The sequence below is a fragment of the Erythrobacter litoralis genome (genome assembly GCF_001719165.1).
GTDB classification, from domain to species: Bacteria; Pseudomonadota; Alphaproteobacteria; order Sphingomonadales; family Sphingomonadaceae; genus Erythrobacter; species Erythrobacter litoralis.
Genome location: NZ_CP017057.1, coordinates 381,857 through 404,904 on the forward strand (window position 1 = coordinate 381,857; position 23,048 = coordinate 404,904).

The 23,048-nt window shown below is 64.7% G+C and carries 24 protein-coding genes and 1 tRNA gene; 18 read left to right on the forward strand and 7 right to left on the reverse strand.

Annotation, left to right across the window (positions count from 1 at the left end):
• The first annotated feature begins 39 nt into the window (after window positions 1-39).
• Entirely contained in the window at window positions 40-1,401 is a 1,362-nt protein-coding gene (gltX, locus tag Ga0102493_RS01785) for a glutamate--tRNA ligase (protein ID WP_034906595.1), read from the forward strand.
• 56 nt (window positions 1,402-1,457) lie between these two features.
• On the opposite strand, the gene Ga0102493_RS01790 is transcribed toward gltX, so the two are convergent.
• Both Ga0102493_RS01790 and pyk read right to left on the reverse strand, forming a co-directional pair.
• On the reverse strand, window positions 1,458-1,976 hold the full coding sequence (locus Ga0102493_RS01790) for a nuclear transport factor 2 family protein (RefSeq protein WP_161490026.1): 519 nt from the start codon (window positions 1,974-1,976) through the stop codon (window positions 1,458-1,460).
• Between the two features lie 65 nt (window positions 1,977-2,041).
• The gene (pyk, locus tag Ga0102493_RS01795) at window positions 2,042-3,511 is read right to left on the reverse strand and encodes a pyruvate kinase (protein ID WP_034906599.1); all 1,470 of its coding nucleotides are present in this window, start codon (window positions 3,509-3,511) and stop codon (window positions 2,042-2,044) included.
• A gap of 49 nt (window positions 3,512-3,560) precedes the next feature.
• Here pyk and Ga0102493_RS01800 point away from each other — a divergent pair, with 49 nt between their 5' ends.
• The 4 genes from Ga0102493_RS01800 (at window position 3,561) to Ga0102493_RS01815 (ending at window position 5,662) form a co-directional block, all read left to right on the forward strand.
• Window positions 3,561-3,878 carry a DUF1244 domain-containing protein gene (locus tag Ga0102493_RS01800; RefSeq protein WP_034906601.1) on the forward strand — a complete coding sequence of 106 codons (318 nt, stop codon included), beginning with the start codon at window positions 3,561-3,563 and terminating at the stop codon, window positions 3,876-3,878.
• Window positions 3,879-3,993: 115 nt separating this feature from the next.
• The gene (locus tag Ga0102493_RS01805) at window positions 3,994-4,230 is read left to right on the forward strand and encodes a DUF2312 domain-containing protein (RefSeq protein WP_034906602.1); all 237 of its coding nucleotides are present in this window, start codon (window positions 3,994-3,996) and stop codon (window positions 4,228-4,230) included.
• 122 nt (window positions 4,231-4,352) lie between these two features.
• A complete protein-coding gene (locus Ga0102493_RS01810; RefSeq protein WP_081845792.1) occupies window positions 4,353-5,234 on the forward strand; it encodes an SDR family oxidoreductase in 882 nt (293 codons plus the stop codon).
• A gap of 80 nt (window positions 5,235-5,314) precedes the next feature.
• Complete coding sequence (locus Ga0102493_RS01815; protein ID WP_034906603.1) at window positions 5,315-5,662, forward strand: heavy metal-binding domain-containing protein; 348 nt, start codon at window positions 5,315-5,317, stop codon at window positions 5,660-5,662.
• Window positions 5,663-5,666: 4 nt separating this feature from the next.
• Here Ga0102493_RS01815 and Ga0102493_RS01820 read toward each other — a convergent pair whose 3' ends face one another.
• Window positions 5,667-6,419, reverse strand: a complete 753-nt coding sequence (locus Ga0102493_RS01820; RefSeq protein WP_034906604.1) for a CPBP family glutamic-type intramembrane protease — start codon at window positions 6,417-6,419, stop codon at window positions 5,667-5,669.
• Window positions 6,420-6,467: 48 nt separating this feature from the next.
• Here Ga0102493_RS01820 and Ga0102493_RS01825 point away from each other — a divergent pair, with 48 nt between their 5' ends.
• The 4 genes from Ga0102493_RS01825 to Ga0102493_RS01840 all read left to right on the forward strand — a co-directional run bounded on the left by Ga0102493_RS01825 (window position 6,468) and on the right by Ga0102493_RS01840 (window position 9,194).
• Window positions 6,468-7,214, forward strand: a complete 747-nt coding sequence (locus Ga0102493_RS01825; protein ID WP_034906605.1) for a YebC/PmpR family DNA-binding transcriptional regulator — start codon at window positions 6,468-6,470, stop codon at window positions 7,212-7,214.
• A 105-nt stretch (window positions 7,215-7,319) separates the two neighbouring features.
• Window positions 7,320-7,784: a crossover junction endodeoxyribonuclease RuvC gene (gene ruvC, locus Ga0102493_RS01830; protein WP_034906607.1), complete on the forward strand. Its 465-nt coding sequence runs from the start codon at window positions 7,320-7,322 to the stop codon at window positions 7,782-7,784.
• 10 nt (window positions 7,785-7,794) lie between these two features.
• On the forward strand, window positions 7,795-8,145 hold the full coding sequence (locus Ga0102493_RS01835; protein ID WP_034906609.1) for an arsenate reductase: 351 nt from the start codon (window positions 7,795-7,797) through the stop codon (window positions 8,143-8,145).
• Window positions 8,124-9,194, forward strand: a complete 1,071-nt coding sequence (locus tag Ga0102493_RS01840) for a glycerophosphodiester phosphodiesterase family protein (protein ID WP_034906612.1) — start codon at window positions 8,124-8,126, stop codon at window positions 9,192-9,194. Before Ga0102493_RS01835 ends, Ga0102493_RS01840 begins: the two co-directional genes overlap by 22 nt.
• A gap of 4 nt (window positions 9,195-9,198) precedes the next feature.
• Here the strand turns inward: Ga0102493_RS01840 and ubiG are convergent, their stop codons facing one another.
• The gene (gene ubiG / locus Ga0102493_RS01845; protein WP_034906616.1) at window positions 9,199-9,936 is read right to left on the reverse strand and encodes a bifunctional 2-polyprenyl-6-hydroxyphenol methylase/3-demethylubiquinol 3-O-methyltransferase UbiG; all 738 of its coding nucleotides are present in this window, start codon (window positions 9,934-9,936) and stop codon (window positions 9,199-9,201) included.
• Between the two features lie 112 nt (window positions 9,937-10,048).
• On the opposite strand from ubiG, the gene Ga0102493_RS01850 reads away from it, so the two are divergent.
• The 7 genes from Ga0102493_RS01850 (at window position 10,049) to Ga0102493_RS01880 (ending at window position 17,094) form a co-directional block, all read left to right on the forward strand.
• Window positions 10,049-11,314: an aspartate kinase gene (locus tag Ga0102493_RS01850; protein ID WP_034906691.1), complete on the forward strand. Its 1,266-nt coding sequence runs from the start codon at window positions 10,049-10,051 to the stop codon at window positions 11,312-11,314.
• A gap of 129 nt (window positions 11,315-11,443) precedes the next feature.
• A complete protein-coding gene (locus Ga0102493_RS01855) occupies window positions 11,444-12,163 on the forward strand; it encodes a helix-turn-helix domain-containing protein (RefSeq protein WP_034906618.1) in 720 nt (239 codons plus the stop codon).
• A 219-nt stretch (window positions 12,164-12,382) separates the two neighbouring features.
• On the forward strand, window positions 12,383-13,411 hold the full coding sequence (locus Ga0102493_RS01860; protein ID WP_034906619.1) for a sensor domain-containing diguanylate cyclase: 1,029 nt from the start codon (window positions 12,383-12,385) through the stop codon (window positions 13,409-13,411).
• 11 nt (window positions 13,412-13,422) lie between these two features.
• Window positions 13,423-14,622 (forward strand): formate-dependent phosphoribosylglycinamide formyltransferase, encoded by a 1,200-nt coding sequence (gene purT, locus Ga0102493_RS01865; protein WP_034906622.1) that lies wholly within the window; start codon window positions 13,423-13,425, stop codon window positions 14,620-14,622.
• Between the two features lie 11 nt (window positions 14,623-14,633).
• A complete protein-coding gene (locus Ga0102493_RS01870; RefSeq protein ID WP_034906625.1) occupies window positions 14,634-15,656 on the forward strand; it encodes an NAD(P)H-dependent flavin oxidoreductase in 1,023 nt (340 codons plus the stop codon).
• Window positions 15,657-15,660: 4 nt separating this feature from the next.
• On the forward strand, window positions 15,661-16,527 hold the full coding sequence (gene purU / locus Ga0102493_RS01875) for a formyltetrahydrofolate deformylase (protein ID WP_034906628.1): 867 nt from the start codon (window positions 15,661-15,663) through the stop codon (window positions 16,525-16,527).
• Window positions 16,528-16,590: 63 nt separating this feature from the next.
• The gene (locus Ga0102493_RS01880) at window positions 16,591-17,094 is read left to right on the forward strand and encodes a DUF2306 domain-containing protein (RefSeq protein WP_051698448.1); all 504 of its coding nucleotides are present in this window, start codon (window positions 16,591-16,593) and stop codon (window positions 17,092-17,094) included.
• 4 nt (window positions 17,095-17,098) lie between these two features.
• Here the strand turns inward: Ga0102493_RS01880 and Ga0102493_RS01885 are convergent, their stop codons facing one another.
• Window positions 17,099-19,276, reverse strand: coding sequence for a PQQ-dependent dehydrogenase, methanol/ethanol family (locus Ga0102493_RS01885; protein WP_034906695.1), 2,178 nt, complete (start codon window positions 19,274-19,276; stop codon window positions 17,099-17,101).
• A 114-nt stretch (window positions 19,277-19,390) separates the two neighbouring features.
• Between Ga0102493_RS01885 and Ga0102493_RS01890 the strand changes: the two genes are divergently transcribed.
• Window positions 19,391-20,272, forward strand: coding sequence for a dienelactone hydrolase family protein (locus tag Ga0102493_RS01890; RefSeq protein WP_034906630.1), 882 nt, complete (start codon window positions 19,391-19,393; stop codon window positions 20,270-20,272).
• A gap of 19 nt (window positions 20,273-20,291) precedes the next feature.
• Here the strand turns inward: Ga0102493_RS01890 and Ga0102493_RS01895 are convergent, their stop codons facing one another.
• Window positions 20,292-21,254 carry a complex I NDUFA9 subunit family protein gene (locus Ga0102493_RS01895; RefSeq protein WP_034906631.1) on the reverse strand — a complete coding sequence of 321 codons (963 nt, stop codon included), beginning with the start codon at window positions 21,252-21,254 and terminating at the stop codon, window positions 20,292-20,294.
• Between the two features lie 189 nt (window positions 21,255-21,443).
• Here Ga0102493_RS01895 and Ga0102493_RS01900 point away from each other — a divergent pair.
• Window positions 21,444-21,530: transfer RNA gene (locus Ga0102493_RS01900), tRNA-Leu, on the forward strand.
• A 385-nt stretch (window positions 21,531-21,915) separates the two neighbouring features.
• Here Ga0102493_RS01900 and Ga0102493_RS01905 read toward each other — a convergent pair.
• On the reverse strand, window positions 21,916-23,022 hold the full coding sequence (locus Ga0102493_RS01905) for an FAD-dependent monooxygenase (protein ID WP_069297424.1): 1,107 nt from the start codon (window positions 23,020-23,022) through the stop codon (window positions 21,916-21,918).
• Window positions 23,023-23,048 lie beyond the last annotated feature (26 nt).

The window sequence follows — 23,048 nt, forward strand, 5'->3', positions numbered from 1 at the left end:
CGCTTGCCGGGCGCCTCGGCTCTGGCTACCGCGAGCGGCATGACCACAACGCGTTTCGCCCCTTCGCCCACCGGGCGCCTGCATGTCGGAAATATCCGCACAGCACTGCATAACTGGATGCTCGCCCGAAAGGCAGGCGGCCGCTTCATCCTGCGGATCGACGACACCGATGCCGAGCGCAGCCGGGAGGAATTCGTCGACGCGATCCGTGAGGATCTCGAATGGCTCGGGCTCGCATGGGACGCAGAGGAGCGGCAGTCGGAGCGGCTTGAACGATATGACGCGGCATTCGCTGCTCTGCGCGCCGCCGGCCGAATCTATCCGGCCTATGAGACGGCGCAGGAACTAGAACTCAAGCGCAAGATCCAGCTCGGGCGCGGCCTGCCCCCGATCTACGACCGCGCAGCGCTTGAACTCACCGATGACGAACGCGCTGCAAAGGAGGCGGAAGGCATCGCCCCGCACTGGCGCTTCCGGCTCGATCACGGCGAAGCGATCACGTGGGAAGACGGCATCCGCGGAACTCAGAAATTCGATCCGGCGCAGCTTTCCGATCCGGTCATCCGCCGGGCGGACGGATCATGGCTCTACATGCTGCCGAGCGCGGTCGACGATATCGACATGGGGGTGTCGCAGGTGCTGCGCGGCGAAGATCATGTCTCCAACACTGCCGTTCAGATTCAGATGTTTACCGCACTTCATGCTGCGCAGTTTGCTGCGCAGCATGACGGAACGGGGCCCGTGCCGGCCTTCGCGCACGAGGCGCTCCTCATCGGCAAGGAGGGCAAGCTTTCCAAGCGGCTCGGTTCGCTGGGCTGCGACACGTTTCGCGAGCGCGGTATCGAGCCCGAGGCGCTGGTCGCTTTGCTTGCCCGGCTAGGCACCTCGCTCCCCGTGGAACCGATCGCCGATCGCGGAGCGCTGCTCGAGACGTTCGAACTTTCGACTTTCGGCCGCGCCCCGGCGAAATTCGAAGACGCCGAACTCGAACGGATCAACACCGCAATCGTCCACCACATGCCTTTCGAAGCTGTGCGCCCGCGTCTTCCCCACGGAATGGACGAAGCCGGCTGGCTAGCGATTCGCCCGAACGTGCATACCGTAGCCGAGGCTCAGGAATGGTGGGGCCTCGTTACCGGCCCCATCGCGCAACCGGATTTCACGCCGGAGGACCGGGCCTATCTCGGCGAAGCCGCTCAGGTGCTGCAATGGTCCGAAAACCCCTGGGCCGGGCTGACGGACGCGCTCAAGGAACGCACGGGCCGCAAGGGCAGGGCGCTCTTCCTTCCGCTCCGCCAGGCTCTTACCGGCATGGACCATGGCCCTGACATGGGCGAACTGCTTCCCCTGATCGGCGAGGACGAAGCGCGCGCAAGGCTCGCGCGGGCAGCGCAGGGCTGACGGACGCTGCCGCCCTGACGCGGTGGCGGCGATAGGATCGCGAAATCGCGCGCCGGTCAGGCTTCCGGGGGCGGGCCCGGCGGACGCGGCAGGTCGACATCGTGGCGATGATTCCAGATCTCGACTATCTTGCCCGCTTCGTCGAAGCGAAAGACGTTGATGATCGGCACTCGGTCGACGTCCATCATGCCGGCGGCCTTTGCCTCGTCGCTCGCGTCGAGAGAGATGAACCACCGCGTCGCCACCTTGTCGCCCTCGGCGACCTGGTAGTCGATCTCGCCCGACAATTCGCCGAAGCCCTGGAAGAGATCGGCGACCTTCTTCTGCTCGATGGCGGGTTCGGTGACGTTCTTGCGCGCGCCGATATCGTGAACGACATATTCGTCGGCGACATAATCGGAGTAGGCATCGGTGTTGTCGCTGAACCACAGCTTTTCGTAGAATTCCCGAGCAAGCCGCTTGTTGCGCTCGAGCCGATCATCCGAGACTGCCTGAGCATCGCTGCTCACGGCGACATTGGCGCAACCCGGAAGGGCAAGCGCCAGCGCGGCGATACAAACAAAATGCGGTTTCATGTCGTTCCCCCACTCCATGACCTGGTGCAAAACTTGCACGATGGGCCCACGAGGTAAAGGGGGGTTCAGCCCGGATGTTTTTTCAGTTCGTCGCCCGACAAGGTAACGATATGGAGCAGGTTGGTCGCGCCGGGCGTCCCGAAAGGAACGCCGGCAAGGGCAATCATCTTGCTCCCCGCCGTGCCGAAACCGTGACGCAGCGCCATGCGGCGCCCCTTGCCGATCATTTCCTCGAAGCTGCCGATATCCTTGGTCGCCACTGCGTGCGCGCCCCATAGCAGGCCGAGCCGGCGAGCGGTCCGCATCGATGGGGTGAGGACCAGCATAGGCGTCGCCGGGCGTTCACGCGCGACGCGCCTTGCGGTCGCGCCCGAAGAGGTGAACACGGTGATCGCGCTGATCGGAACGGTGTCGGCGATCGTCATGCAGGCGTGGGCCAGTGCGTCGGAGGTCGTTTCGTCGGGGATCGTCTCGAGAAAGCGGACGCGTTCCTTGTAACCCTCGTCGCGTTCGACCTGTCCCGCGATACGGTCCATCATCGCGACCGATTCCTCGGGCCAGTCGCCCGCCGCGCTTTCGGCCGACAGCATCACCGCATCGGCGCCGTCATAGACCGCGTTCGCCACGTCGGAGACCTCGGCGCGGGTCGGCATGGGGCTTTCGATCATCGATTCCAGCATCTGCGTCGCGACGATGACAGGCTTGCCAGCGACGCGACTGGCATTGACGATACGCTTTTGCAGCGGCGGCACTTCGAACGGTTCGAGTTCGACCCCGAGATCGCCGCGCGCGACCATGATCCCGTCGGCGAGTTCGATGATCTCGGACAGGCGCGCAAGCGCCTGTGGTTTCTCGATCTTGGCGCACAGCGCGCCCTCGCGCCCCATCAGCTTTCGCGCTTCGGCGATGTCTTCGGGCCGCTGTACGAAGGAAAGCGCGATCCAGTCGGCATTGTGTTCCATCGCGAAGGCAAGGTCGCGCCGGTCCTTCTCGGTGAGCGCCGGGATCGGGACCTCGGCATCGGGCACATTGACCCCCTTGCGATCGGAGATGACCCCGCCGACCTCGGCCGAGCAGCGGATATGGTCGTCGTCCGCCTCGCGCACGATGAGGCGGATCTTGCCATCGTTGATGAGCAGGCGCTGTCCGCGCTCGAGGATTCCGAACAGTTCGGGATGAGGCAGGCAGACGCGGCTCGCATCGCCAGGCCGTTCGTCACGGTCGAGCGTGAAATGGCTGCCGTGGCGGATCACCGCTTCCCCGTCCGCGAATGTACCCACGCGCAGTTTGGGGCCCTGCAGGTCGGCGAGGATCGCGATCGGCCGGGCAAATTCCCTTTCCAGCGCGCGGATCGCGCGGATCGCCTCTGCGTGCTCGTCGTGGCTGCCATGGCTCATGTTGAGGCGAAAGGCATCGGCTCCGGCGCGGAACAGGCGGCGCAGCATTTCGGGCGAGCGGCTTGCCGGGCCGATCGTCGCCAGAATCTTGACCTTGCGACCGCGCGGGTCGATCCTTGCATGATCGCGTTTCGCCATGGCTGCGAGCCTATGGCACAGCAAGTTTGCAACTCAAGGAAAAGCCACGATGAGTGATGGACACGAGCCGCTCGACGAACTCGACGATGCCGTGGCAGCGGCAGCCTTTCGCCGGCTGGTGCGGCACCTGCGGCATCGTCATGATGCGCAGAACATCGAATTGATGGGACTTGCGGGTTTTTGCCGCAATTGCCTCGCCGACTGGATCCGTGACGCCGGATTTGGCGGCGACAAGGGGGCGGCGCGCGAGCTCATCCACGGCATGCCGGTGGAGGAATGGAAGGCGACCCGCCAGAAGGAGGCGAGCCCGGAGCAGATCGCGGCGATGCAGCGCTCGATTGCGCTCAATGCCCCGGACACCCGCTGAGGCGAATTATCCCCGCCGCTTTCGTCAGCCTGTGGAAAGCGGCCTTTTGCGCCTCCCCCGCTTTGCCTATCCGGTGCGCCGAGCTGATTCTCACCCAATCGGAGACCAAGAGACAATGGCCGAAGCCACCGACGACCGCCTGCGCCTGCTGATCGAGCGCATCGAACGCCTCGAGGAAGAAAAGAAGGGCATCGCGGACGACATCCGCGATGTCTATGCCGAGGCGAAGGCGGTCGGATACGACACCAAGATCATGCGCCAGATCATCCGCCTGAGGAAGATGAAGCCCGACGACCGGTCCGAGCAGGAAACGATCCTCGAGACCTACAAGGCCGCGCTCGGCATGGGCTGATCGTTCGTCAGGGCCGCCTCGCGCGGGTCGTCGCTCGGTGGCCCCGCCCGGTCGGCCCAGGCGGAACGGCCGGCCTTCGGGCCTCATTGATCCTGCAAGAGCAAGGAAAGGCAGGATCAACCATGACGCAGCAAAAGGCGAATTCGCAGCAGGCCGCCTTCATCGAACCGATCGACGAGGAGCCGGATCTTCCCGGCCACGAGGGCGCGCTGGAGCGCAAACCCGAATGGCAGCCGCGCTATCCGGGCTCGGGGCGCATGAAGGACAAAGTCGCGATCGTCACTGGCGGCGACAGCGGCATCGGCCGCGCGACGGCCGTGCTGTTTGCCCGCGAAGGGGCGAGCATCGCGATCTCGTATCTCGAAGAGCACGACGACGCCGCGAAGACCAAGGAATTGTGCGAGGCCGAGGGCTCGCAAGTGCTGACGCTCGCCGGCGATCTCGGCGCGCTGGGTGAAGCGCAGAAACTCGTCGATGCGACGATCGACCGCTTTGGGAGGATCGACAGCGTGATCCAGATCGCGGGCGAGCAGCATCCCGATTATGACGTGACCGACATAACCGCAGAGCAGTTGCAGCGCACTTTCCAGTCGAACATCTTCTCTATGTTCTACGTCGCGCAGGCCGCGCGACCGCATCTGAAGGAGGGTGCGACCATCGTCAATTGCAGCAGCGTCACGATGTACCAGGGCGCCCCCATCCTGCTCGATTATTCCGCGACCAAGGGCGCGATCACCGCTTTCACCCGGTCGCTCAGCGGCAATCTCGTGGATGACGGCATCCGCGTGAACGCGGTCGCGCCCGGGCCGATCTGGACACCGCTCAACCCGTGCGGGGGTATGCCGGAGGAGGAGATGGACACCTGGGGCACGGGCGTCCCGATGGGCAGGCCGGGCGAACCGAACGAGGTCGCCCCGGCCTTCCTGTTCTTAGCCTGCGAGGATTCCTCCTACATGAGCGGGCAGGTGCTTCATCCCAATGGCGGGAGCGTGGTCAGCGGTTGACCTGACCTGACCTGACTTGGTCTTGTCGCCGGTGCTGTATTGTGCAAATAACACAGCACCGGCTTCAGGGAGAGAAATTCATGCCAGGCGAATGGAAGGACGCGAGCGGCGTCATTGTCACCACCACCCCCATGATCGAGGGCAGGCCGATCCAGGACTATTGCGGCATCGTGGTGGGCGAGGTGATCGTCGGCGCGAACCTGTTCCGCGACATGTTCGCCAATATCCGCGATATCGTCGGCGGCCGTTCGGGCAGCTACGAACGCATCCTCCAGCGGGCCCGCGACGAGGCGATTGCCGAATTGCAGGCCGAGGCCGCCAGCCGCGGCGGGAATGCCGTGGTCGGGATCGATCTCGATTACGAGGTGATCGGCAACAGCGGCTCGATGCTGATGGTGAGCGCGAGCGGCACGGCGGTGAAGGTCTGATCCGTCAGCCGCCCGGCGCCAGCTCGACCGCCAGCAGGGCCATGCCGACCGCAAAGGCGTTGTGGGCCGCGTGCAGAAGCATGGACCACATCAGCCCGCATTGCACCCGCACATAGCCCGCCATGGTTCCCAGCACGAATTGTGGGACCAGCAGAGGCAGCAGGATGACGAGCGCGCCCTCCTCGTAATTGACGAGGTGGACCAGCGCGAAGCTTGCAGCGCTTGCCCAGAAGAAGAGCGGGAAACTGTTCCGGAAGAAGCGCAAAGTCGGGGCTTGGCGCAGCCGTGCGAACAGGATCGCCGCCCCGACCACGCCGAGGATCAGGAAGCCCGGCCCCAGGAGCGAGCCGTCCCGGGCCACGAAAAGAAATGCCGTGAAGCCCGCCAAGACGGAAAGAAGCGGCATGATCGCCCCCGGACGGCCCGACAGCCAGCCGCGGAAGGCGATCTCCTCCAGCACCGGGGCAACGACCACGAACAGCAGGATCGTCCCCGTGTTGAGCTCGAGCGTCGAATTGAGGTTCTCGGGAAACGCGATCCCGGCCGCTTCGGCGAGGATCATGGCGACCCCGAAGGCGAGAATGAACAGCAAGTCGAGCAGGTAGAGCCGCAGCACGAGCCGCGCCGATACGCCGCTGCTGGCAAGTCTCTCGGGCAGGACCGGGCGCTTCAGGAATTCGAACAGCCGCGCCCATTGCCCGCGAAGGCTCGGCGCGAGCGCCGCGCCTGCGCGGCCACTTGTGATTTCACCCGTCATGCGGCTAATGGGCCCCCATTATTCAACACCCGCTGACGAAGAGTCCCCATGGCAGGCCATTCCAAATTCAAGAACATCATGCACCGCAAGGGTGCGCAGGACAAGAAACGGTCCAACCTGTTTTCAAAGCTTTCGCGCGAAATCACGGTGGCGGCGAAGATGGGCGCGCCCGATCCCGACATGAACCCGCGCCTGCGCCTAGCGATCAATAACGCCAAGGCCCAGTCCATGCCCAAGGACAACATCCAGCGGGCGATCGACAAGGCGAGCGGAGGCGACGAGGACAATTACGAGGAAGTCCGCTACGAAGGCTACGGCCCGGGCGGCAGCGCGATCATCGTCGAGGCGCTGACCGACAACCGCAACCGCACCGCGACCAACGTGCGCACCTGCTTCGCCAAGAACGGCGGCAATCTCGGCACCGAAGGTTCGGTCCAGCACGGCTTCGAACGGCTCGGCCTGATCGAATATCCGGCGAGCGCCGGCGATGAAGAAAAGGTGCTCGAAGCGGCGATGGAAGCGGGCGCGCTCGACATCGAGAGCGGCGAGGACGGGCACACGATCTGGACCGCGGCCGAAGACCTCCACCAGGTCGCGGGCGACCTCGAAAAGGCGCTGGGCGAGGCGGAGAACGTGAAGCTCGCGTGGAAGCCCAACATCACGGTTCAGCTCGACGAGGGCCACGCCGGTACGCTGATGAAGCTGATCGATGCGCTCGACGACGATGACGACGTCCAGACCGTATGGGGCAATTACGAGATCCCGGACGAGGTGATGGAGAAGCTCGGGGCGTGAGCCGCCTCGAATGGCTCCTTGCGCTGGCGCTCGGTGCTGCTTTTCTGACCGCCTTCCTGTGGCGGGTCGGCCTGAGATTCGGTCTGGAATGAGCGCGGGCGCGGCGTGATTATTCTCGGCCTCGACCCATCGCTTTCCTGCACCGGCTGGGGTATCATCCGATGCGATGGCGCGCGGCTTTTGCACGTTGCGAACGGCGAAATCCCGACATCGACCGCCGCGCCCATGGCCGAGCGTCTTGCTGCCCTGCAGGCTGGGCTCGTCGATGTGATCGCGGCGCACGCCCCGGACCGCGCCGCGTGCGAAGAGGTGTTCGTCAATCGCAACCCGCAATCCACGCTCAAGCTCGCCCAGGCGCGTGGCGCCGTGCTTGCGGCCTGTGGCGCTGCGGGGCTTGCGGTACGCGAACACGCGGCGCGGCGGGTCAAACAGGCGCTGGTGGGAACGGGCGCTGCGGACAAGGAACAGGTGCAGGCGATGCTGAGGGTCCTGCTGCCCGGGGCGTCCATTGCCGGAGCGGATGCCGCCGACGCGCTGGCGGTGGCGATCGCCGATGCGCATTCGAGATGAGGAGACCACGATGACGATCCACCTTCACGGCATCCCCAATTGCGATACGGTCAAGAAAGCGCGCAAATGGCTCGACGCCGAGGGGCTCGATTACACCTTCCACGATTTCAAAAAGGAAGGGGCCGACCCGGCCAAACTCGAGCAATGGATCGCGGCGAAAGGCGTGGACACCGTGGTCAATCGTCGCGGGACGACCTTCCGCAAGCTCTCGGACGAGGAAAAGGTTCTGTCGCAGGACAGTCACAAGGCCGTAGCCTTGCTGGTCCAGCACCCCAGCATGATCAAGCGTCCCGTGGTCGAACATGCGGGCGGCATACTCATCGGTTTCAAGGAAGACGAATGGTCGCAAAGCCTTTCCTGACGCTTGCGCTGGGCGTGCTTGCTCTCGGCGCTCCGACGCTTCACGGAGCGCCCGCCGAGGATATCCTGATCATAGCCCATCGCGGCGCGAGCGGGGAACGGCCCGAACACACCCTCGCCGCTTACGAGCGTGCGATCGACCAGGGCGCGGACTATATCGAACCCGACCTCGTCGTGACAAAGGACCTCGTCCTCGTGGCGCGACATGAGACCGAGCTTTCCGACACGACCGATGTCGCCAGCCGCCGCGAGTTCGAGGATCGCAGGCGAACCAGGGACATCGAGGGGCGGCGCGTCACCGGCTGGTTCGCGGAGGACTTCACGCTCGCCGAACTGCGCACCCTGCGCGTCAAGGAGCAGATGCCGACCGTTCGGGCCGCCAACACCGCCTTCAACGGGCTCTACCAGATACCGACCTTCGCCGAGATCGTGCAGCTCGTCCGCGCCAAAGAGGCAGAGACCGGCCGGACCGTTGGCCTTTATCCCGAGCTCAAGCATCCCACCCTGCTGCTCGAACAGGAGGGCATCGATACGGTCGACCTGCTGGTTCGCGAATTGCGCCAGTTCGGGCTCGACAGCGCCGATGCCCCGGTCTTCGTCCAGATATTCGAAGTCGGTCCGTTGCAACGGCTCGACAAGCTCATCGACGTGCCGCTCATCCTGCTGATCTCCTCCGAAGGCGGCCCCTATGACGAGCCGACCATGCGCTGGGGCGAGATCATGACGCCGACCGGCCTTGCCGAGGTCGCGACCTATGCCGATGGGATCGGTCCCTTCATGGGCCATGTCCTGAACGCCGATGGCTCGGCCACGTCGCTCGTCGCCGATGCCCATGCGGCGGGGCTGAAGGTCCATCCCTGGACGCTGCGGCGCGAGAACGTGTTTCTGCCCGTCGCTGCCCGGCGTGAGGGCGGAGAGGCGACTATCGGCTGCTACGATGCAGTGTGGGACGCACTCGTCAAGGCGGGTGTCGACGGCGTGTTCACCGACAACCCTGCCGAACTCGTCGCACTCGCTGCGGGCGACCGCTCGGCCGCCTGCTCGCGCTGAGGCATCAAGTCTTTCGCCGCGCTGCGAGGATGTAGTTCAGCGCCTCGTTGTCCGAAAGGTGCAGGCTCTTTGCTGCGCTCCAGGCTATCCCCCGGCGGTCGGTGACCTCGAGCCCGACTTCTTCCAGCAGGTCGAGTATTTCCTCCGGCGTTACGAAATCGCTCCATCGGTGTGTTCCACGGGGAACATAACCGACGGCCTCGGCGGCGCCGACCAGCAGCACCCGGCTTGCCGCGGTGCGGTTGGGCGTTGAGAGCACCAGCAGGCCTTCGGGTGCGAGCCTTTGCGTAACGTCGAACAGAAAGGCGCGCTTGTCCGCTACATGCTCGATAACCTCCAGACAGGTAACGAGATCGAAAGTGCCGATGTCGAGCGCCGCCAGTTCGCCCGCCATGTAGCGAATATCCAGCCCGCCCGCTTCCGAATGGGCGCTTGCCGCCGCGACGTTTTCCGCCGCCGCATCGACGCCCGTCACGTCCGCGCCGAGCCGCGCCAGGGGTTCGCACACCAGGCCGGCGCCGCAGCCGATATCGAGCGCCGCCTTGCCCGCGAGCGGCTTTGCACTGCCCGTGGCGCCGGGCCAATGCGAGTCGATCGACTGGCGGATAAAGCGCAGCCGCACCGGGTTCACTTCGTGGAGCGATGCCATCGGGCCTTTCGCATCCCACCAGCGCTGCGCAAGCCGTGCGAAATGCTCAGCCTCTTCCGGGCGGATTGTCGTGGTTGCGCCGCTGCTCGCCATGCCGTTTGCCTTTCTCTGGACCCTTGCTTAACAGCGCCCCGAAGACCCTGCCAGCAGGAGCATGCATATCGTGGCTTCCCAGCGCCCGGACAAGAAGCGGCAGCGCATCGTTATGAAATTCGGCGGCACGTCGATGGCCGGGACCGAACGGATCCGGCGCGTCGCCAATCTCGTCCGCTCGCAGGCGGCGGGCAGGGACGGCGAACCGAACGAGGTTGCCGTCGTGGTCAGCGCGATGGCCGGCGAAACCGACCGGCTGGTCAATTTCTGTCGCGAGGCCAATCCGCTTTACGATCCTGCCGAATACGACGTCGTCGTCGCAAGCGGCGAGCAGGTGACGAGCGGGCTGCTCGCGCTGACCCTGCAATCGCTGGGCTGCTCGGCGCGCAGCTGGCTCGGCTGGCAATTGCCGGTCAAGACGGTAGGGGCGCATGCGAAGTCGCGAGTCGAGACGATCGATGCTCCCGGAATGCTCGATGCCCTCGGCCGCGGAGAGATCGCGGTGATCCCCGGATTCCAGGGCGTAAGCGATGAAGGACGCGTCACGACCATGGGCCGGGGCGGTTCCGACACTTCTGCGGTGGCGGTCGCGGCCGCGGTCGGGGCGGATCGCTGCGATATCTACACCGATGTCGACGGCGTCTACACGACCGATCCGCGCATCGTCGCGAAGGCGCGAAAACTGAAGGCGGTTACCTACGAAGAAATGCTCGAACTGGCGAGCGTCGGGGCCAAGGTGCTGCAGACCCGCTCGGTCGGCCTCGCAATGAAGGAGGGCGTTCGAATCCAGGTGCTTTCGAGCTTTATCGGCGACGATGCCCCGCCCGCCGACGAATTGCCGGGTACGCTGATCGTCTCGGACGAGGAAATGGATGAATTGGTGGAGAAGGGCCTGATGGAACGCCAGCTTGTGACCGGCATCGCGCATGACAAGAACGAGGCCAAGGTGATCCTCACCCGCGTGCCTGACACGCCCGGGGCGGTCGCCAACATCTTCGAGCCGCTGGCCGAGGCGAGCATCAATGTCGACATGATCATCCAGAACGTGGGCCGCGACAAGGGCGAGACCGACGTGACCTTCACCGTGCCGCAGGCCGACCTTGCCCGCGCGCAGGCCCTGTTAGAGGACAGGCGCGGAGAGATCGGGTTCAACCGCATCATCACCGACAGCAAGATCGCCAAGATCAGCGTGGTCGGCGTCGGCATGAAGAGCCATGCCGGGGTCGCCAGCACGATGTTCCGCGCCCTGTCCGAGCGCGGCATCAACATCCAGGCGATCTCGACTTCGGAAATCAAGGTCAGCGTGATGATCGACGAGGACGAAACCGAACTCGCCGTGCGTGTGCTTCATACCGCCTACGGGCTCGACGCGGACTGACCGTCCCCCGCTTCGCGACGCAGCCGGTCCGGTGAGCGCCACCGCCGGTCCGCGTTAGGAGCGCGCGCTAACGCCTTCTTAACCCCGCACGCCGGACTCTCGCGTCTCCATTCACAGGAGTCGCAACCAATGGCGCTGAAAGCCAATCTCGAAGGGCCCTCGAGGGCTTCTGAAAACGCATCCTCCGGGACACAGCGCAGCGAGCCGCGCCGTGCCCTGAGGCTCGAAACGAGCGGTAGGCTGCGTGGCGGCCTCGAGGCCAACGTCACGATCCACAACCTCTCGGCGGCCGGCCTGCTGCTGGAAACCGACCTCGATCTCGCCGAGGGGGACTCGCTTGCCATCGAACTGCCCGAGAGTGGGCCGATCGACGCCGTGATCGTTTGGCAGAGCGACCGGCTGTTCGGCTGTGCTTTCGAAGAGACGCTGCCGCGCGCTACACTTGCGGCGGCCCAGTTGCGCGGTGCCGACCCGCAGATTTCGAGCGCCCAGCCGGACGGTCCGGGTGTGGGTGGCTTGCCCGGCGCTCTCTCGCGCGGAGAACCTCTCGGCATGCGCCTTAACCGCCTGCGCCGCGAGCGCGGCCTGACGCTCGCCGAAGTTGCAGAGGTGCTCGGTGTAAGCAAGCCGACGGTCTGGGCGTGGGAGAAGGGTAAGGCGAAACCGTTGCCCGAACGGCTCGACGCGATCGCCGCGGCTCTGGGCGTGTCGAGCGAAGATCTCACCGATAAACCGGAACGCGACGCCGGCCTCGCAGTGGTTCAGGAATGTCGCTTACGTATTGCTTCGGCCTTCGGCACGTTGCCCCGCAATATCCGTATTATGATCGAGCTCGATGGGGCTCCCTAGCGCTTCCTACTCATTGGATTCGCATGCGTTCCGCGAAATTATGGTAAACGAAGTATCTAGCTGATTCGTTTTTTAGTTCAGTTAGTTAATCCCATTCGTCCATGCGGGCGGCTGGCAATAAGGAATGCGGGGCAAAAGGGGAAAACCCGCTGGAGAAGCGTAAGTCATTCGTTGCGCAACTTGATGGTTGCGGGTCGCAGAAAGCCGGGGGCAATCGGCATGATAGAGAAGTGGAGCGACGCTGAGGGTCGCGGTCTGCACGGCCTCCTCGAAGAGGCCGCGGGCGATATAGTCCTCAAGCTCGATGCGAAGGGGTTCATCGTTCACGCGTCGGCCAACGCGGCCGATCTGGGCTTCGATCCTTCGGAACTGCTGTTGATGCCACATATCTGCGAACTGGCAGACGCTGATCATGCGCCCGCCGTAGACGAGTTGGCGAGCCGGGTGCTCGCGGGAGATTCGGGCAACAGCTCGCTCGAGTTTCCCGCAAGCCTGTGCCGCGCGCAGGATTCTTCCCCTTCGGCCGACCAATGTGCCTATGGCGGGCACCTGCGCTGGTATCAACTGACCCTGCGGCCGCTCCATGGCGAGGGCGGGTCGGTTCTCGGCGCGATCGGGTTGATGCGTTCGGTCCAGCAGGTGCGCACGCTGGAGAGCGAACTTCATACGCGCGCCACCACCGATCCCCTTACCGGTCTTTCCAATCGCCAAGCTTTCGCCTCCAGCCTTGCGCGCTGCGTCGACCGGGTTCCGGATTCCCTGCGCGGCGGGAAGCCTGCAATGCTTGCGGTTTTCGCGATCGACCGGATGCGTGCGATCTTCATGCAGTACGGGCAGGACACGCTCGACGAATTCCTGTGGGGCTTTGCACGGTTCCTGGAGACGATGGTCCGCCCGGGTTTCGTGCTCGGCCAGCTCGATGCCGAACGCTTCGGCGTAATCTTGCCCGAGACGTCCCTGCGCGAAGCTCAGGACTGGGCCGAGGAGGCGCTCAGGACCTTTGCCGCGCTCGCCTTGCCGTCCTCCGCCCGTATGCCCCATGTTGCTGCGAGCGCCGGTCTGGCAGAGGTCGAGCATTCGGTCGACCGAACGCTGCGACAGGCCGAACTGGGCCTCGTCATCGCGCGGGCCGCAGGCGGAATGCAGGTCGGCCGAGCGCTCGATCACCGCAATTCCGCGGTCCCTTCGTGCGAACCGGCTGCTCTTGTCGTGAACCGGGGGTTTGGCGTTGCCGCCGGCGGACGCTAAGCGTCCTTGCCATGGCATATATTGCGACGATTCTGCTTCTCGGCTCGGGCGAACTGGGGCGCGAATTCACGATTTCGGCAAAGCGTCTCGGCGCGAAGGTGATCGCCTGCGATGCCTATGACGGAGCCCCGGCCATGCAGGTGGCTGATGAGCGCGAGGTCTTCTCGATGCTCGACGGCGCGAAGCTGCGCGAGGCGGTGGAGAAGCACCGGCCGGACCTGATCGTGCCCGAGATCGAGGCGATCCGCACCGAAATGCTTGCTCAACTTGAGGCCGCAGGGTTCAACGTCGTCCCGTCTGCCCGCGCGGCGCAGCTGACCATGAACCGGGACGCGATCCGTGATCTTGCCTCCTCCGATCTCGGCCTCGTCACTTCGCGCTATCGCTATGCGACGACGCTCGAAGAAGTCGATGCTGCAGCTGCCCATATCGGCTTTCCATTGGTGATGAAGCCGGTCATGTCCTCCTCCGGCAAGGGGCAGAGCAAGGTCGAGAGCGAGGCCGGTTTGCAGGAGGCCTGGGATTATGCCTGTGCCAATATGCGCGGCGATCGGGCGCGGGTGATACTCGAGGAGTTCGTTGATTTCGATTACGAGATCACGCTGCTGACGGTAAGGCACAGGAACGGGATCAGCTTCTGCTCGCCGATCGGTCACCGTCAGGACCGCGGCGACTACCGCGAAAGCTGGCAGCCGGCCGCGATGAGCAAGGAGGCGCTTGCCGATGCGCAGAAGATGGCGGAAAAGGTGGTCATGGCGCTCGAGGGGGAAGGGCGCGGCTGGGGGCTCTACGGGGTCGAATTCTTCGTACGCTCCGGGAAAGCGGGCGAGGAGGTTATCTTTTCCGAACTGTCGCCACGCCCGCATGATACCGGCATGGTCACGCTTGCGTCGCAGGACCTGACCGAATTTGACCTACACGCCCGCGCCATCCTTGGCCTTCCGGTGCCAGCCCTGATCGCGGCGCGGCCCGCTGCCTCGGCGGTCATCCTCGCCGACCGCGACAGCGCGGATTTTGCGTTTGAAGGGCTCGAAGAGGCGCTCGCGGCGGATGACAGCGTCGATGTGCGGATCTTCGGCAAGCCTGCAACGCGGCCCTTTCGCCGCATGGGCGTTGCGCTCGCCCGCGCCGAGGACACCGATGCCGCCCGGACGCTGGCGGCCAAGGTGGCCGGGCGGGTGCGGATTGCCTATCGCGGCGGACCTGCTTAAGCGCGCAGTTCATGACAACCTATCCCAAGACCGAAGCGCTCATGCGGCGCGGAACCGAATTTCTCGGCTGCGAGGCCGCGATCCTGTGCGGCGCGATGAGCTGGGTGTCCGAGCGCAATCTCGTCTCGGCCATTTCCAATGCGGGCGGCTTCGGCGTGATCGCCTGCGGGGCGATGACGCCCGATCTGCTCGATGCCGAGATTGCCGCTACCAAGGCGCTCACCGACCGCCCCTTCGGTGTCAATCTCATCACCATGCATCCCGATCTGTTCGACCTGATCGCGGTCTGCGAAAAGCACGCCGTGACCCATGTCGTCCTCGCTGGCGGGATCCCGCCCAAAGGCAGTGTCGAGGCGATAAAGGGCGGGGCGAACCCGGCCAAGGTGATCTGCTTTGCCCCCACGCTAGCTCTGGCGAAGAAGCTGCTGCGCTCCGGCGCTGATGCACTCGTGATCGAGGGGATGGAAGCGGGCGGCCATATCGGTCCGGTTTCGACCAGCGTTCTGGCGCAGGAAATGCTGCCCGAGCTTTCGCAAGAGCATGTCGTGTTCGTCGCCGGCGGGATCGGCCGGGGGCAGGCGATCGCGGGCTATCTCGAAATGGGCGCCGCCGGTGTGCAACTCGGCACGCGTTTCGCCTGCGCGAGCGAGAGCATAGCCCATCCCGATTTCAAGAAGGCTTTTTTCCGTGCCTCGGCGCGCGATGCGATCGCCAGTGTGCAGGTCGACCCGCGTCTGCCCGTGATCCCGGTGCGCGCGCTCAAGAACAGGGGGACCGAGGAGTTCACCGTCAAGCAGCGCGAAATCGCGGGAACGCTTGATCGCGGCGAAATAGCGATGGCTGAAGCCCAATTGCAGGTCGAACATTACTGGGCGGGTGCGCTGCGCCGCGCGGTGATCGACGGCGATGTCGAAAACGGCTCGCTGATGGCCGGTCAGTCGGTCGGCATGGTCAAGAGCGAGGAGCCGGTCGCCGACATCATTGCCCAATTGATGAACGAATGCGAAGAAGCGCTGACCCGGCGCAAGGCATGATGCGATGGGCGGCCCGCTGATCCTCACCCTGTCCTGCGCCGATCAGCCCGGCATCACGGCGCGAGTGACGTCGTTTTTGTATGAGCGCGGCTGCAACATTATCGAAGCGCAGCAATTCAACGACCGGGCAGGGAACGAGGCGGGCGACCGCTTCTTCATGCGCGTCGCCTTCGACCCCGACGGGATCGATTCAGGCCGCTTGGGTGCGGAATTCTCGGACTTTGCCAAGGCGCATGCGATGATCTGGAAACTGGCCCGGCAGGACCGCCCTTGCCGGGTGATAATCATGGTCAGCAAATTCGACCATTGCCTCGTCGATCTCGTTTATCGCTGGCGAACCGGCGAGTTGTCGATTGATCCGGTCGCCATCGTTTCGAATCATCCGCGCGAGATCGCGATCCGCAGCGATATTGGGGAAATCCCGTTTCATTACCTGCCCGTCACGCCCGGCACCAAGGACGAGCAGGAGGCCGCGCTGCGCGACCTGGCGGAGGAGAACCAGGCGGATCTCGTGGTCCTGGCGCGCTACATGCAGATCTTCTCCGATGCACAGGCCCGGCATTTCGCCGGCCGCTGCATTAACATCCACCACAGCTTTCTGCCGGGTTTCAAGGGCGCGCGCCCCTACACCCAGGCCTATGAGCGCGGGGTCAAGATCATCGGGGCGACCGCGCATTTCGTGACGGGCGATCTCGACGAGGGGCCGATCATCCACCAGGATGTCGAGCGCATCACCCATGCCGACAGCGCAGCGGATCTTGTGCGCAAGGGCCGCGATATCGAGCGGCGGGTGCTCGCAGAAGCGGTGCGCCTCTTCGTCGAGGAACGCGTACTGATCAACGGCAACCGCACCGTCGTCTTCCGCGCCTGAACCGCGCGGGCGCTTACGGTCGTTGGCATGGAACTTGGAGATATGTCATAAGACTATCTTCATATGACCCGGACCACGCTCGTCATCACTGCCATCCTCACCGTCGCGATTACCGCTGGGCTGACGGCGCTCGCATCGCTCGGCGGGGGCTTCGCCTCCAGCGAGAGCGCAGGCGAGGGGCACGGCCAGACCCTGCCGATCATGATCCACCTCGTCACCGCGCTCGCGGCGGCGGTGCTCGGACCTTTCATCCTGCTAAGGCGCAAGGGCGACGCGCTGCACAAGACGCTGGGACGGACCTGGGCGGGCCTGATGCTGGTTACCGCGATAACCAGCATCTTCATCCGCTCGCCCGGGGCGGGGATCGCGGGAACGGGGTTCTCCTGGATCCACCTGTTCACCGTCTGGACGCTCGCCGCGCTGCCCGTCGCGGTGTGGGGCGCGCGCAGCGGCAACATACGGCTGCACCGCAGCGGTATGATCGGGCTCTATGTCGGCCTGCTGATCGCCGGTGGGTTCACTCTCATTCCCGGTCGCCTGCTCGGTCGCTGGGTGTTCGGATGGTGACGCGTCAGCGGCGCGCCACCGTCTTGCCGCGCTTGCGCTCCATGTCCCGATCCTCGTTTGCGCGGTGGATGACATAGGCGCGGATCGCCTCGATCTCATCCTTGCTCATGGAGGCGGCGAACCCGGCCATGCCGTTGTCCTTCAGCAGTCCGTCATTCACTACCGCCTGCCATGCGCGCCGGTCGCCGAGCGAGCCCGAGCGCCTGAGGTCCGGCAGCACGGTCGAGCCGACCGCCGCGGGCGCGTGGCATACCGCGCAGTAGCGACCGTACTTCGCTTCGCCCAGCGCGATCGTCTCGGCCGAGGCGCGGCTCGGCGGGGGATCGAGGGGGAGGTCCGCGAGTTCGGGCTCGGGCGGCAGCTGACCATCGGCACCGAGCTTGAACACCAGCAGGCGGGAGACGTTGCGAACCGGCGCCTTCTGCTCGATCAGTGCCCCGTCGACCGACAGGGCATAGGCACCGCCCCAGCCGGCGAGGACCGCGACATATTGTTCGCCATCGACCGTGTAGGTTATGGGCGGTGCGACCACACCGGTCTGCGCCGGGAAGCTCCACAGCTTTTCGCCATTTGAAGCGTCATAGGCGTTGAACTCGCTGCCTGCCGTGCCCTGGAAGACCAGCCCTCCGCCGGTCGCGAGCAGGCCGCCGTTCCACGGGCCGGGATGTTCGATCGTCCAGCGCGGCTCTTGGCGAACCGGGTCCCAGGCGACCAGCATGCCGCGCAGCGTGCCCGCGACCTCGCGGCGGATCCCCATGTCCGGCGGCAGGTCGCCCGCCCCGAGATCGAAGCCGACATTGAAGCCGCGCGCCCGGTCGGGTTTCCAGTCCGCCTCGGGCGCATACATCATCCCCGCCTCGAAGGCCGGGATGTAGACGAGGTTCTCGCCCGGGTGATAAGCCATCGGGTGCCAATTGTGACCGCCAAGAGCGCCCGGCATAACGAGCGCGGGCTTGCCGGTCTTGTCGATGCGGGTTTCCGGATTCTCGATCGGGCGACCGGTGGCAGGATCGATCCCCTTCGCCCAGTTGATCGAGACGTAGGGTTCGGCGCTGATGAATTCGCCGGTCTCGCGGTCGATGACGTAGAAAAATCCGTTCTTGGGCGCCTGCATCAGCACCTTGCGCGGTTTCCCGGCGATTTCCATGTCGGCGAGGACGATGTGCTGGGTCGCGGTGAAGTCCCATGTCTCGCCCGGCGTGGTCTGGTAGTGCCAGACATATTCGCCGGTGTCGGGTCGGATCGCGACGATGCTGGATAGGTAGAGGTTGTCCCCCTCGCCGGTCCCGTCCTCGCCCGGCGAGCGATAGGCCCGGTTCCAGGGCGAACCATTGCCTACCCCGATGTAGAGCAGGTCGAGCTCGGGATCATAGGCCATGGAATCCCACACCGTGCCGCCGCCGCCGATCGCATCGGAAGAGCCGAGCACGTCCATGTTCCATGTCTCGGCGGCCTTTTTCAGATGCTCCGGGGCATCCGAGCCATCCTCGCCGCCCGGCACGGTGTAGAAGCGCCACAGCTCCTCGCCGTCACGCGCATCGTAGGCCGCGACATAGCCGCGTACGCCGAATTCCGCGCCGCCATTGCCGATGATGACCTTGCCGTCGATCACGCGCGGCGCGCCGGTGACGGTGTAGCTCTTGGACTGGTCGACGGTGACCTTTTGCCACTTCACCGCACCGCTTTCCCGGTCGAGCGCGACAAGCCGCCCGTCGAGCGTGCCGAGATACAGCGTATCGCCCCACGCGGCGACGCCGCGATTGACCACGTCGCAGCAGGCCTTGACCGCGGTTTCGCCCGGCACCTGCGGATCGTATTGCCACAGCTTTTCACCGGTCGCCGCGTCGAAGGCGAAGACCTTGCTCCACGCGCTTGTCACGTAAAGCTTGCCGTCGATCACCAGCGGGGTCGCCTCCTGCCCGCGGGCGGTGTCCATGTCGGCGAACCAGGCTAGCCCGAGGTCTGCGACATTGTCGGCATTCACCTTGTCGATCGGTGAAAAGCGTTGCTCGGAATAGGTCCGGCCATGAGTGATCCAGTTTGCGGTATCGCTCTGCGCGCCCGTCAGCATCGCCGCGGTTATCCCGCTCTCCCCGGCGGTCGCCTCGCTGAAGATTCCGTCGCAACTCCCAAGCGCCAGCGCGCCGAGCAGCGCCGCCGGCGCCGCCACCCATCGCATCATCGTCATTGAATTCACTCTCCCATTGGTCCGGCATCTTGCCGCGCAATCCGCCGGTTGTCCATTCTCCGCAGGCGTGCCACTTGTTGCCGATGGGCGGGTCAAGGAGAAGCGATCATGTGCGATGAGGCGAAGCTTGCGGATTGGGCGAAGCAGGCGATCAGCCGCCGGCGTTTCGGCGCGGTGGCGGGCGGGGCGGCGATGCTGGCGGCGTGCAACGACGTCGTGCGGGCCCCGACCGCCGAAGTGATGGAAGGCGCGATTGCAGAATCGCCGGTCACCTTCGAGACCGCCGATGGGACCATGGACGCCTTTTTCGTGCACCCGGCCACCAGCCAGAGTCCCGGCGTCATTTTCTGGCCCGACATCGCGAGCCTGCGCGAGGCGAAGCGTAACATGGCGCGCCGCCTCGCCAAGGAGGGCTATGCCGTGCTCGTCCTCAATCCCTATTACCGGGACGTTTCGGGCGAACAGTTCGCCGATTTCGCCGCCTTCATCGACGAGGGTGGTTTCCAGAAAGTCCGCCTCTGGCGCGAGAAGCTCGATGCCGAGGCGATCGGGCGCGATGCAAGTGCTGCGGTGAACTGGCTCGACGAACAGCCCAGCGTCGATACCGACAAGGGCATCGGCACGCAGGGCTATTGCATGGGCGGCCCGTTCACGATTTGGAGCGCGGCCGCAGCCCCCTCCCGGATCAAGGCGGCGGCGAGCTTTCACGGCGGGGGTCTCGTGCGCGAGGACGATCCGATGAGCCCGCACAACATGCTGGACGAGGTTGACGCACGCCTCCTGATCGCGATTGCCGAGGACGATCACGCTAAGGATCCTAGCGCCAAACTGCTCTTCGCCAAGGCTGCTGGTCTAGCGGCAGTCCCGGCCAAGATCGACGTCTATGAAGGCGACCACGGCTGGACCGTGCCCGACAGCCCTGCCTATGCCGAACCGGCCGCGCAAAGGGCCTACGGGGACCTGCTGGAACTCTATCGGACAGCTCTCTGAGCGGCCGCGCAGCCGGCGCTCAGGTGGCCTGGTTGTCGCTCCGCACGTTGTCGAGCCCGAACCGGCCCTGCTTGCGATAGCGCACCATCCACTTGTCGAGGAACAGGCCGAGTGGCTTTGGCTCGATCCCGAGATCGGCGAAAGTGCGATGCTCGCCGCTGACCGTGCTACCGGGCTGGAGCAGGGTCCACTGATCCTTGCTCATCGGCGTGCCGGGCAGGCTCGCGAACAGGCCCGAGAGCGTATCCGACATCGCGAGGAAGCGCCGTTTGCGCCCCTGCGCTGCGGCGATGCGCCGGTTGATCTCCATCATCGTGAGCTGTTCGGGGCCGCCCAGTTCGTAGATGTGCCCGCCATGGGCCTCCGGCTGCTCCAGCGCGACCGCGATCGCCTCGGCGACATCGTCGACGTGGACTAGCTGCAACTTCGCGTCCGGACCGAATACCGGCAGCACAGGCATGAACTGGATTAGCTGGCCGAACATGTTGAGGAAGTTGTCGTCCTTGCCGAACACGATCGAAGGCCGCAGGATCGTCGCTTCGGGAAAGGCTTCGTGCACGCGCTGCTCTCCGAGCGCCTTGGCCCGGGCATAGGCGGCGGTCGAATCCGCATCCGGCCCGATCGCGCTCATGTGGACGAAGGCGCGCGCGCCGTTCGCCTTGGCGATCCGGGCCATGGTGCCGGGGGCTTCCCCCATGAGCTTCTCCAGGTCGCCCTCGAAGGCACCGACGAGATTGACGACATGAGTCGCTCCGTGGAGAGCGGCCGCGACGGATCCTTCGTCGGTGATGTCGCAGCTAGCGAACTGGAGCTGGCCGAGATTTGCGAGCGGCTTGAGCGAATGGCTGTGCTCGGGATGCCTGCTCGCTATCCGCAGCCGGGCGCCGCGCTGGAGCAGACTTTGAGCGACGTAATTGCCGATGAAGCCGCTCCCGCCGAAAACGGTGACGAGAGTGTCGGATAGAGAAGAAGTGTTGGTCATGATCGCGCTGGTGCTTGGCTGGCCTAGGGGGTGATGTGCCAACGCGCCATGCGTCAATCCGCTCCCGGGGGCAAGGCTCGACCAGCCTTTGCGTCGGGGCGCAAGGTTGTCGTTGACACGAGGGGCGCCGGCTCGCTATTGGCCCCGCCTACCGAGCGCGGATGCAACCTGGCTCTGCTGCTGATGTGTGCCCAGATGGCGGAATTGGTAGACGCACCGTCTTCAGGTGGCGGCGGGGGCAACCCCGTGGAGGTTCGAGTCCTCTTCTGGGCACCACTTTCGCAAAATGGCGGAAAACCGGAATTCTCCCGCACCCCTTAGAGGACGCTTGGGAAATCTGAGCCAGATTTCCTCAGCCACGCGCTTTCGAACCGGCCATATTTGACCACCTGCCGCTCGCTTTGAAGCGGACAGGTTCGGCAGCTGAGTTTCATGACTGGATCCGGGACTTTCCTGCCGCACACAGACTGCGAGCGGAACGTCGGCTCTTGGATGGAGCAGACATTCGAACTTTGCGCGAGCGGCATTGCATAGCGAAGTAAGCTGGGCCGCCAGCTGAAGGGCAGTTCACGGCAGCGATTGGGCGACACTTGTCCGTTGGGATGCGGAACGCATCGGTGGGCTCTGAAAGAATGAGTCTGATCTTCGGTGCATCTCGTAATCAGAGTTCCGTTCTCGATCTGTATTCGGGCAACATCTGCATTTTGTTGATCCTTGGCTCGGATAGCGCTCGCGGAACCACTTTGAGGGCGGTCCTCACCAGAAGCTGGATAGCGCGAGGGCCATGCACGCCAAGCCCGGCCTGGGCGGCCTCCCGCACCAGCATACGCACCCGATCGAGCCTCGCTTTCTCATAGGCTTGGCCGATTTCGGCAGCGGAGTTTCGTGAGGCGGCATGCATCAGCGCCACCGCATCCTCCAAGGCTTGGCATGCACCCTGACCGAGATTTGGCTCCATAGCATGCGCGGCGTCCCCCACCTTGAGAATGCCGTTTTGAAGTAACGAGCGCGGAGGCTTCCTCGCATGGACTGCGAACGGGATGAGGGCATCTGCTGGCGTTGCCGCGATGGCCTTGCAGACCTGCTCCGGCCAACCTCTGGCTGCCCAGGCACATTCATCGATGTTCGGCATCCGGGAATGAGCCGGCTGGCTTCGCATATAGAACCAGTAGCGTTGGCCTTTTGGGAGTTCGAACACTCCGAAGCGTTCGCCCCAACCCCAGAATTCCGCTGCCTGCCCCTCGAAACCGGACCCCTCAATGGGCCCGGAAAGGGCAAGAACGCCTCCGTAGCCGGCATAACGAGGTTCCTCGCAAGCGCCGCTGATCGCGCCAATGCCGCCCGCGTCGACCACGAGGTCACCGGTCATGGTCTCTCCATCTGCAATCTCTACGCATCCGGATCGGGCGCGAAGGACCTCGCAGCCGAGCCTTAATGCACCCGGCGGCAGGGAATCCTGCAAAGCGTGTTGCAAATGACTTCGCGCGCTCAAGAGTGCTGGCTCAGGAATGAGCCTATCCAAGATCCGCCCGCCGTCACGCGTGCCTAGCAGCATGGAACTGATCGGAGAGGCCCCCGCTTCGACAGCTGGAAAGACCCCGAGGCTCTTCAACGCCGCGCAGGCGTTCGGCCACAAGCTGAGCGCGGCTCCAATCGGCTCGAGCCGCGGCGCACGTTCAAGCACTACCACGTCCCAGCGAGCCTTCGACAAGGCAATACCCGCCGATAATCCCGCGACGCCGCCCCCTACGATGATGGCATTTCGCATTCAATTCCTCATTCTTCTCTAGGCCC

Excerpts from the sequence above, each read along its gene's own strand:
- gltX (WP_034906595.1), top strand. The coding sequence starts at position 40 with ATGACCACAACGCGTTTCGCCCCTTCGCCCACCGGGCGCCTGCATGTC.
- Ga0102493_RS01790 (WP_161490026.1), bottom strand. The coding sequence starts at position 1,976 with ATGAAACCGCATTTTGTTTGTATCGCCGCGCTGGCGCTTGCCCTTCCG.
- pyk (WP_034906599.1), bottom strand. The coding sequence starts at position 3,511 with ATGGCGAAACGCGATCATGCAAGGATCGACCCGCGCGGTCGCAAGGTC.
- Ga0102493_RS01800 (WP_034906601.1), top strand. The coding sequence starts at position 3,561 with ATGAGTGATGGACACGAGCCGCTCGACGAACTCGACGATGCCGTGGCA.
- Ga0102493_RS01805 (WP_034906602.1), top strand. The coding sequence starts at position 3,994 with ATGGCCGAAGCCACCGACGACCGCCTGCGCCTGCTGATCGAGCGCATC.
- Ga0102493_RS01810 (WP_081845792.1), top strand. The coding sequence starts at position 4,353 with ATGACGCAGCAAAAGGCGAATTCGCAGCAGGCCGCCTTCATCGAACCG.
- Ga0102493_RS01815 (WP_034906603.1), top strand. The coding sequence starts at position 5,315 with ATGCCAGGCGAATGGAAGGACGCGAGCGGCGTCATTGTCACCACCACC.
- Ga0102493_RS01820 (WP_034906604.1), bottom strand. The coding sequence starts at position 6,419 with ATGACGGGTGAAATCACAAGTGGCCGCGCAGGCGCGGCGCTCGCGCCG.
- Ga0102493_RS01825 (WP_034906605.1), top strand. The coding sequence starts at position 6,468 with ATGGCAGGCCATTCCAAATTCAAGAACATCATGCACCGCAAGGGTGCG.
- Ga0102493_RS01835 (WP_034906609.1), top strand. The coding sequence starts at position 7,795 with ATGACGATCCACCTTCACGGCATCCCCAATTGCGATACGGTCAAGAAA.
- Ga0102493_RS01840 (WP_034906612.1), top strand. The coding sequence starts at position 8,124 with ATGGTCGCAAAGCCTTTCCTGACGCTTGCGCTGGGCGTGCTTGCTCTC.
- ubiG (WP_034906616.1), bottom strand. The coding sequence starts at position 9,936 with ATGGCGAGCAGCGGCGCAACCACGACAATCCGCCCGGAAGAGGCTGAG.
- Ga0102493_RS01850 (WP_034906691.1), top strand. The coding sequence starts at position 10,049 with ATGAAATTCGGCGGCACGTCGATGGCCGGGACCGAACGGATCCGGCGC.
- Ga0102493_RS01855 (WP_034906618.1), top strand. The coding sequence starts at position 11,444 with ATGGCGCTGAAAGCCAATCTCGAAGGGCCCTCGAGGGCTTCTGAAAAC.
- Ga0102493_RS01860 (WP_034906619.1), top strand. The coding sequence starts at position 12,383 with ATGATAGAGAAGTGGAGCGACGCTGAGGGTCGCGGTCTGCACGGCCTC.
- purT (WP_034906622.1), top strand. The coding sequence starts at position 13,423 with ATGGCATATATTGCGACGATTCTGCTTCTCGGCTCGGGCGAACTGGGG.
- Ga0102493_RS01870 (WP_034906625.1), top strand. The coding sequence starts at position 14,634 with ATGACAACCTATCCCAAGACCGAAGCGCTCATGCGGCGCGGAACCGAA.
- purU (WP_034906628.1), top strand. The coding sequence starts at position 15,661 with ATGGGCGGCCCGCTGATCCTCACCCTGTCCTGCGCCGATCAGCCCGGC.
- Ga0102493_RS01880 (WP_051698448.1), top strand. The coding sequence starts at position 16,591 with ATGACCCGGACCACGCTCGTCATCACTGCCATCCTCACCGTCGCGATT.
- Ga0102493_RS01885 (WP_034906695.1), bottom strand. The coding sequence starts at position 19,276 with ATGATGCGATGGGTGGCGGCGCCGGCGGCGCTGCTCGGCGCGCTGGCG.
- Ga0102493_RS01890 (WP_034906630.1), top strand. The coding sequence starts at position 19,391 with ATGTGCGATGAGGCGAAGCTTGCGGATTGGGCGAAGCAGGCGATCAGC.
- Ga0102493_RS01895 (WP_034906631.1), bottom strand. The coding sequence starts at position 21,254 with ATGACCAACACTTCTTCTCTATCCGACACTCTCGTCACCGTTTTCGGC.
- Ga0102493_RS01905 (WP_069297424.1), bottom strand. The coding sequence starts at position 23,022 with ATGCGAAATGCCATCATCGTAGGGGGCGGCGTCGCGGGATTATCGGCG.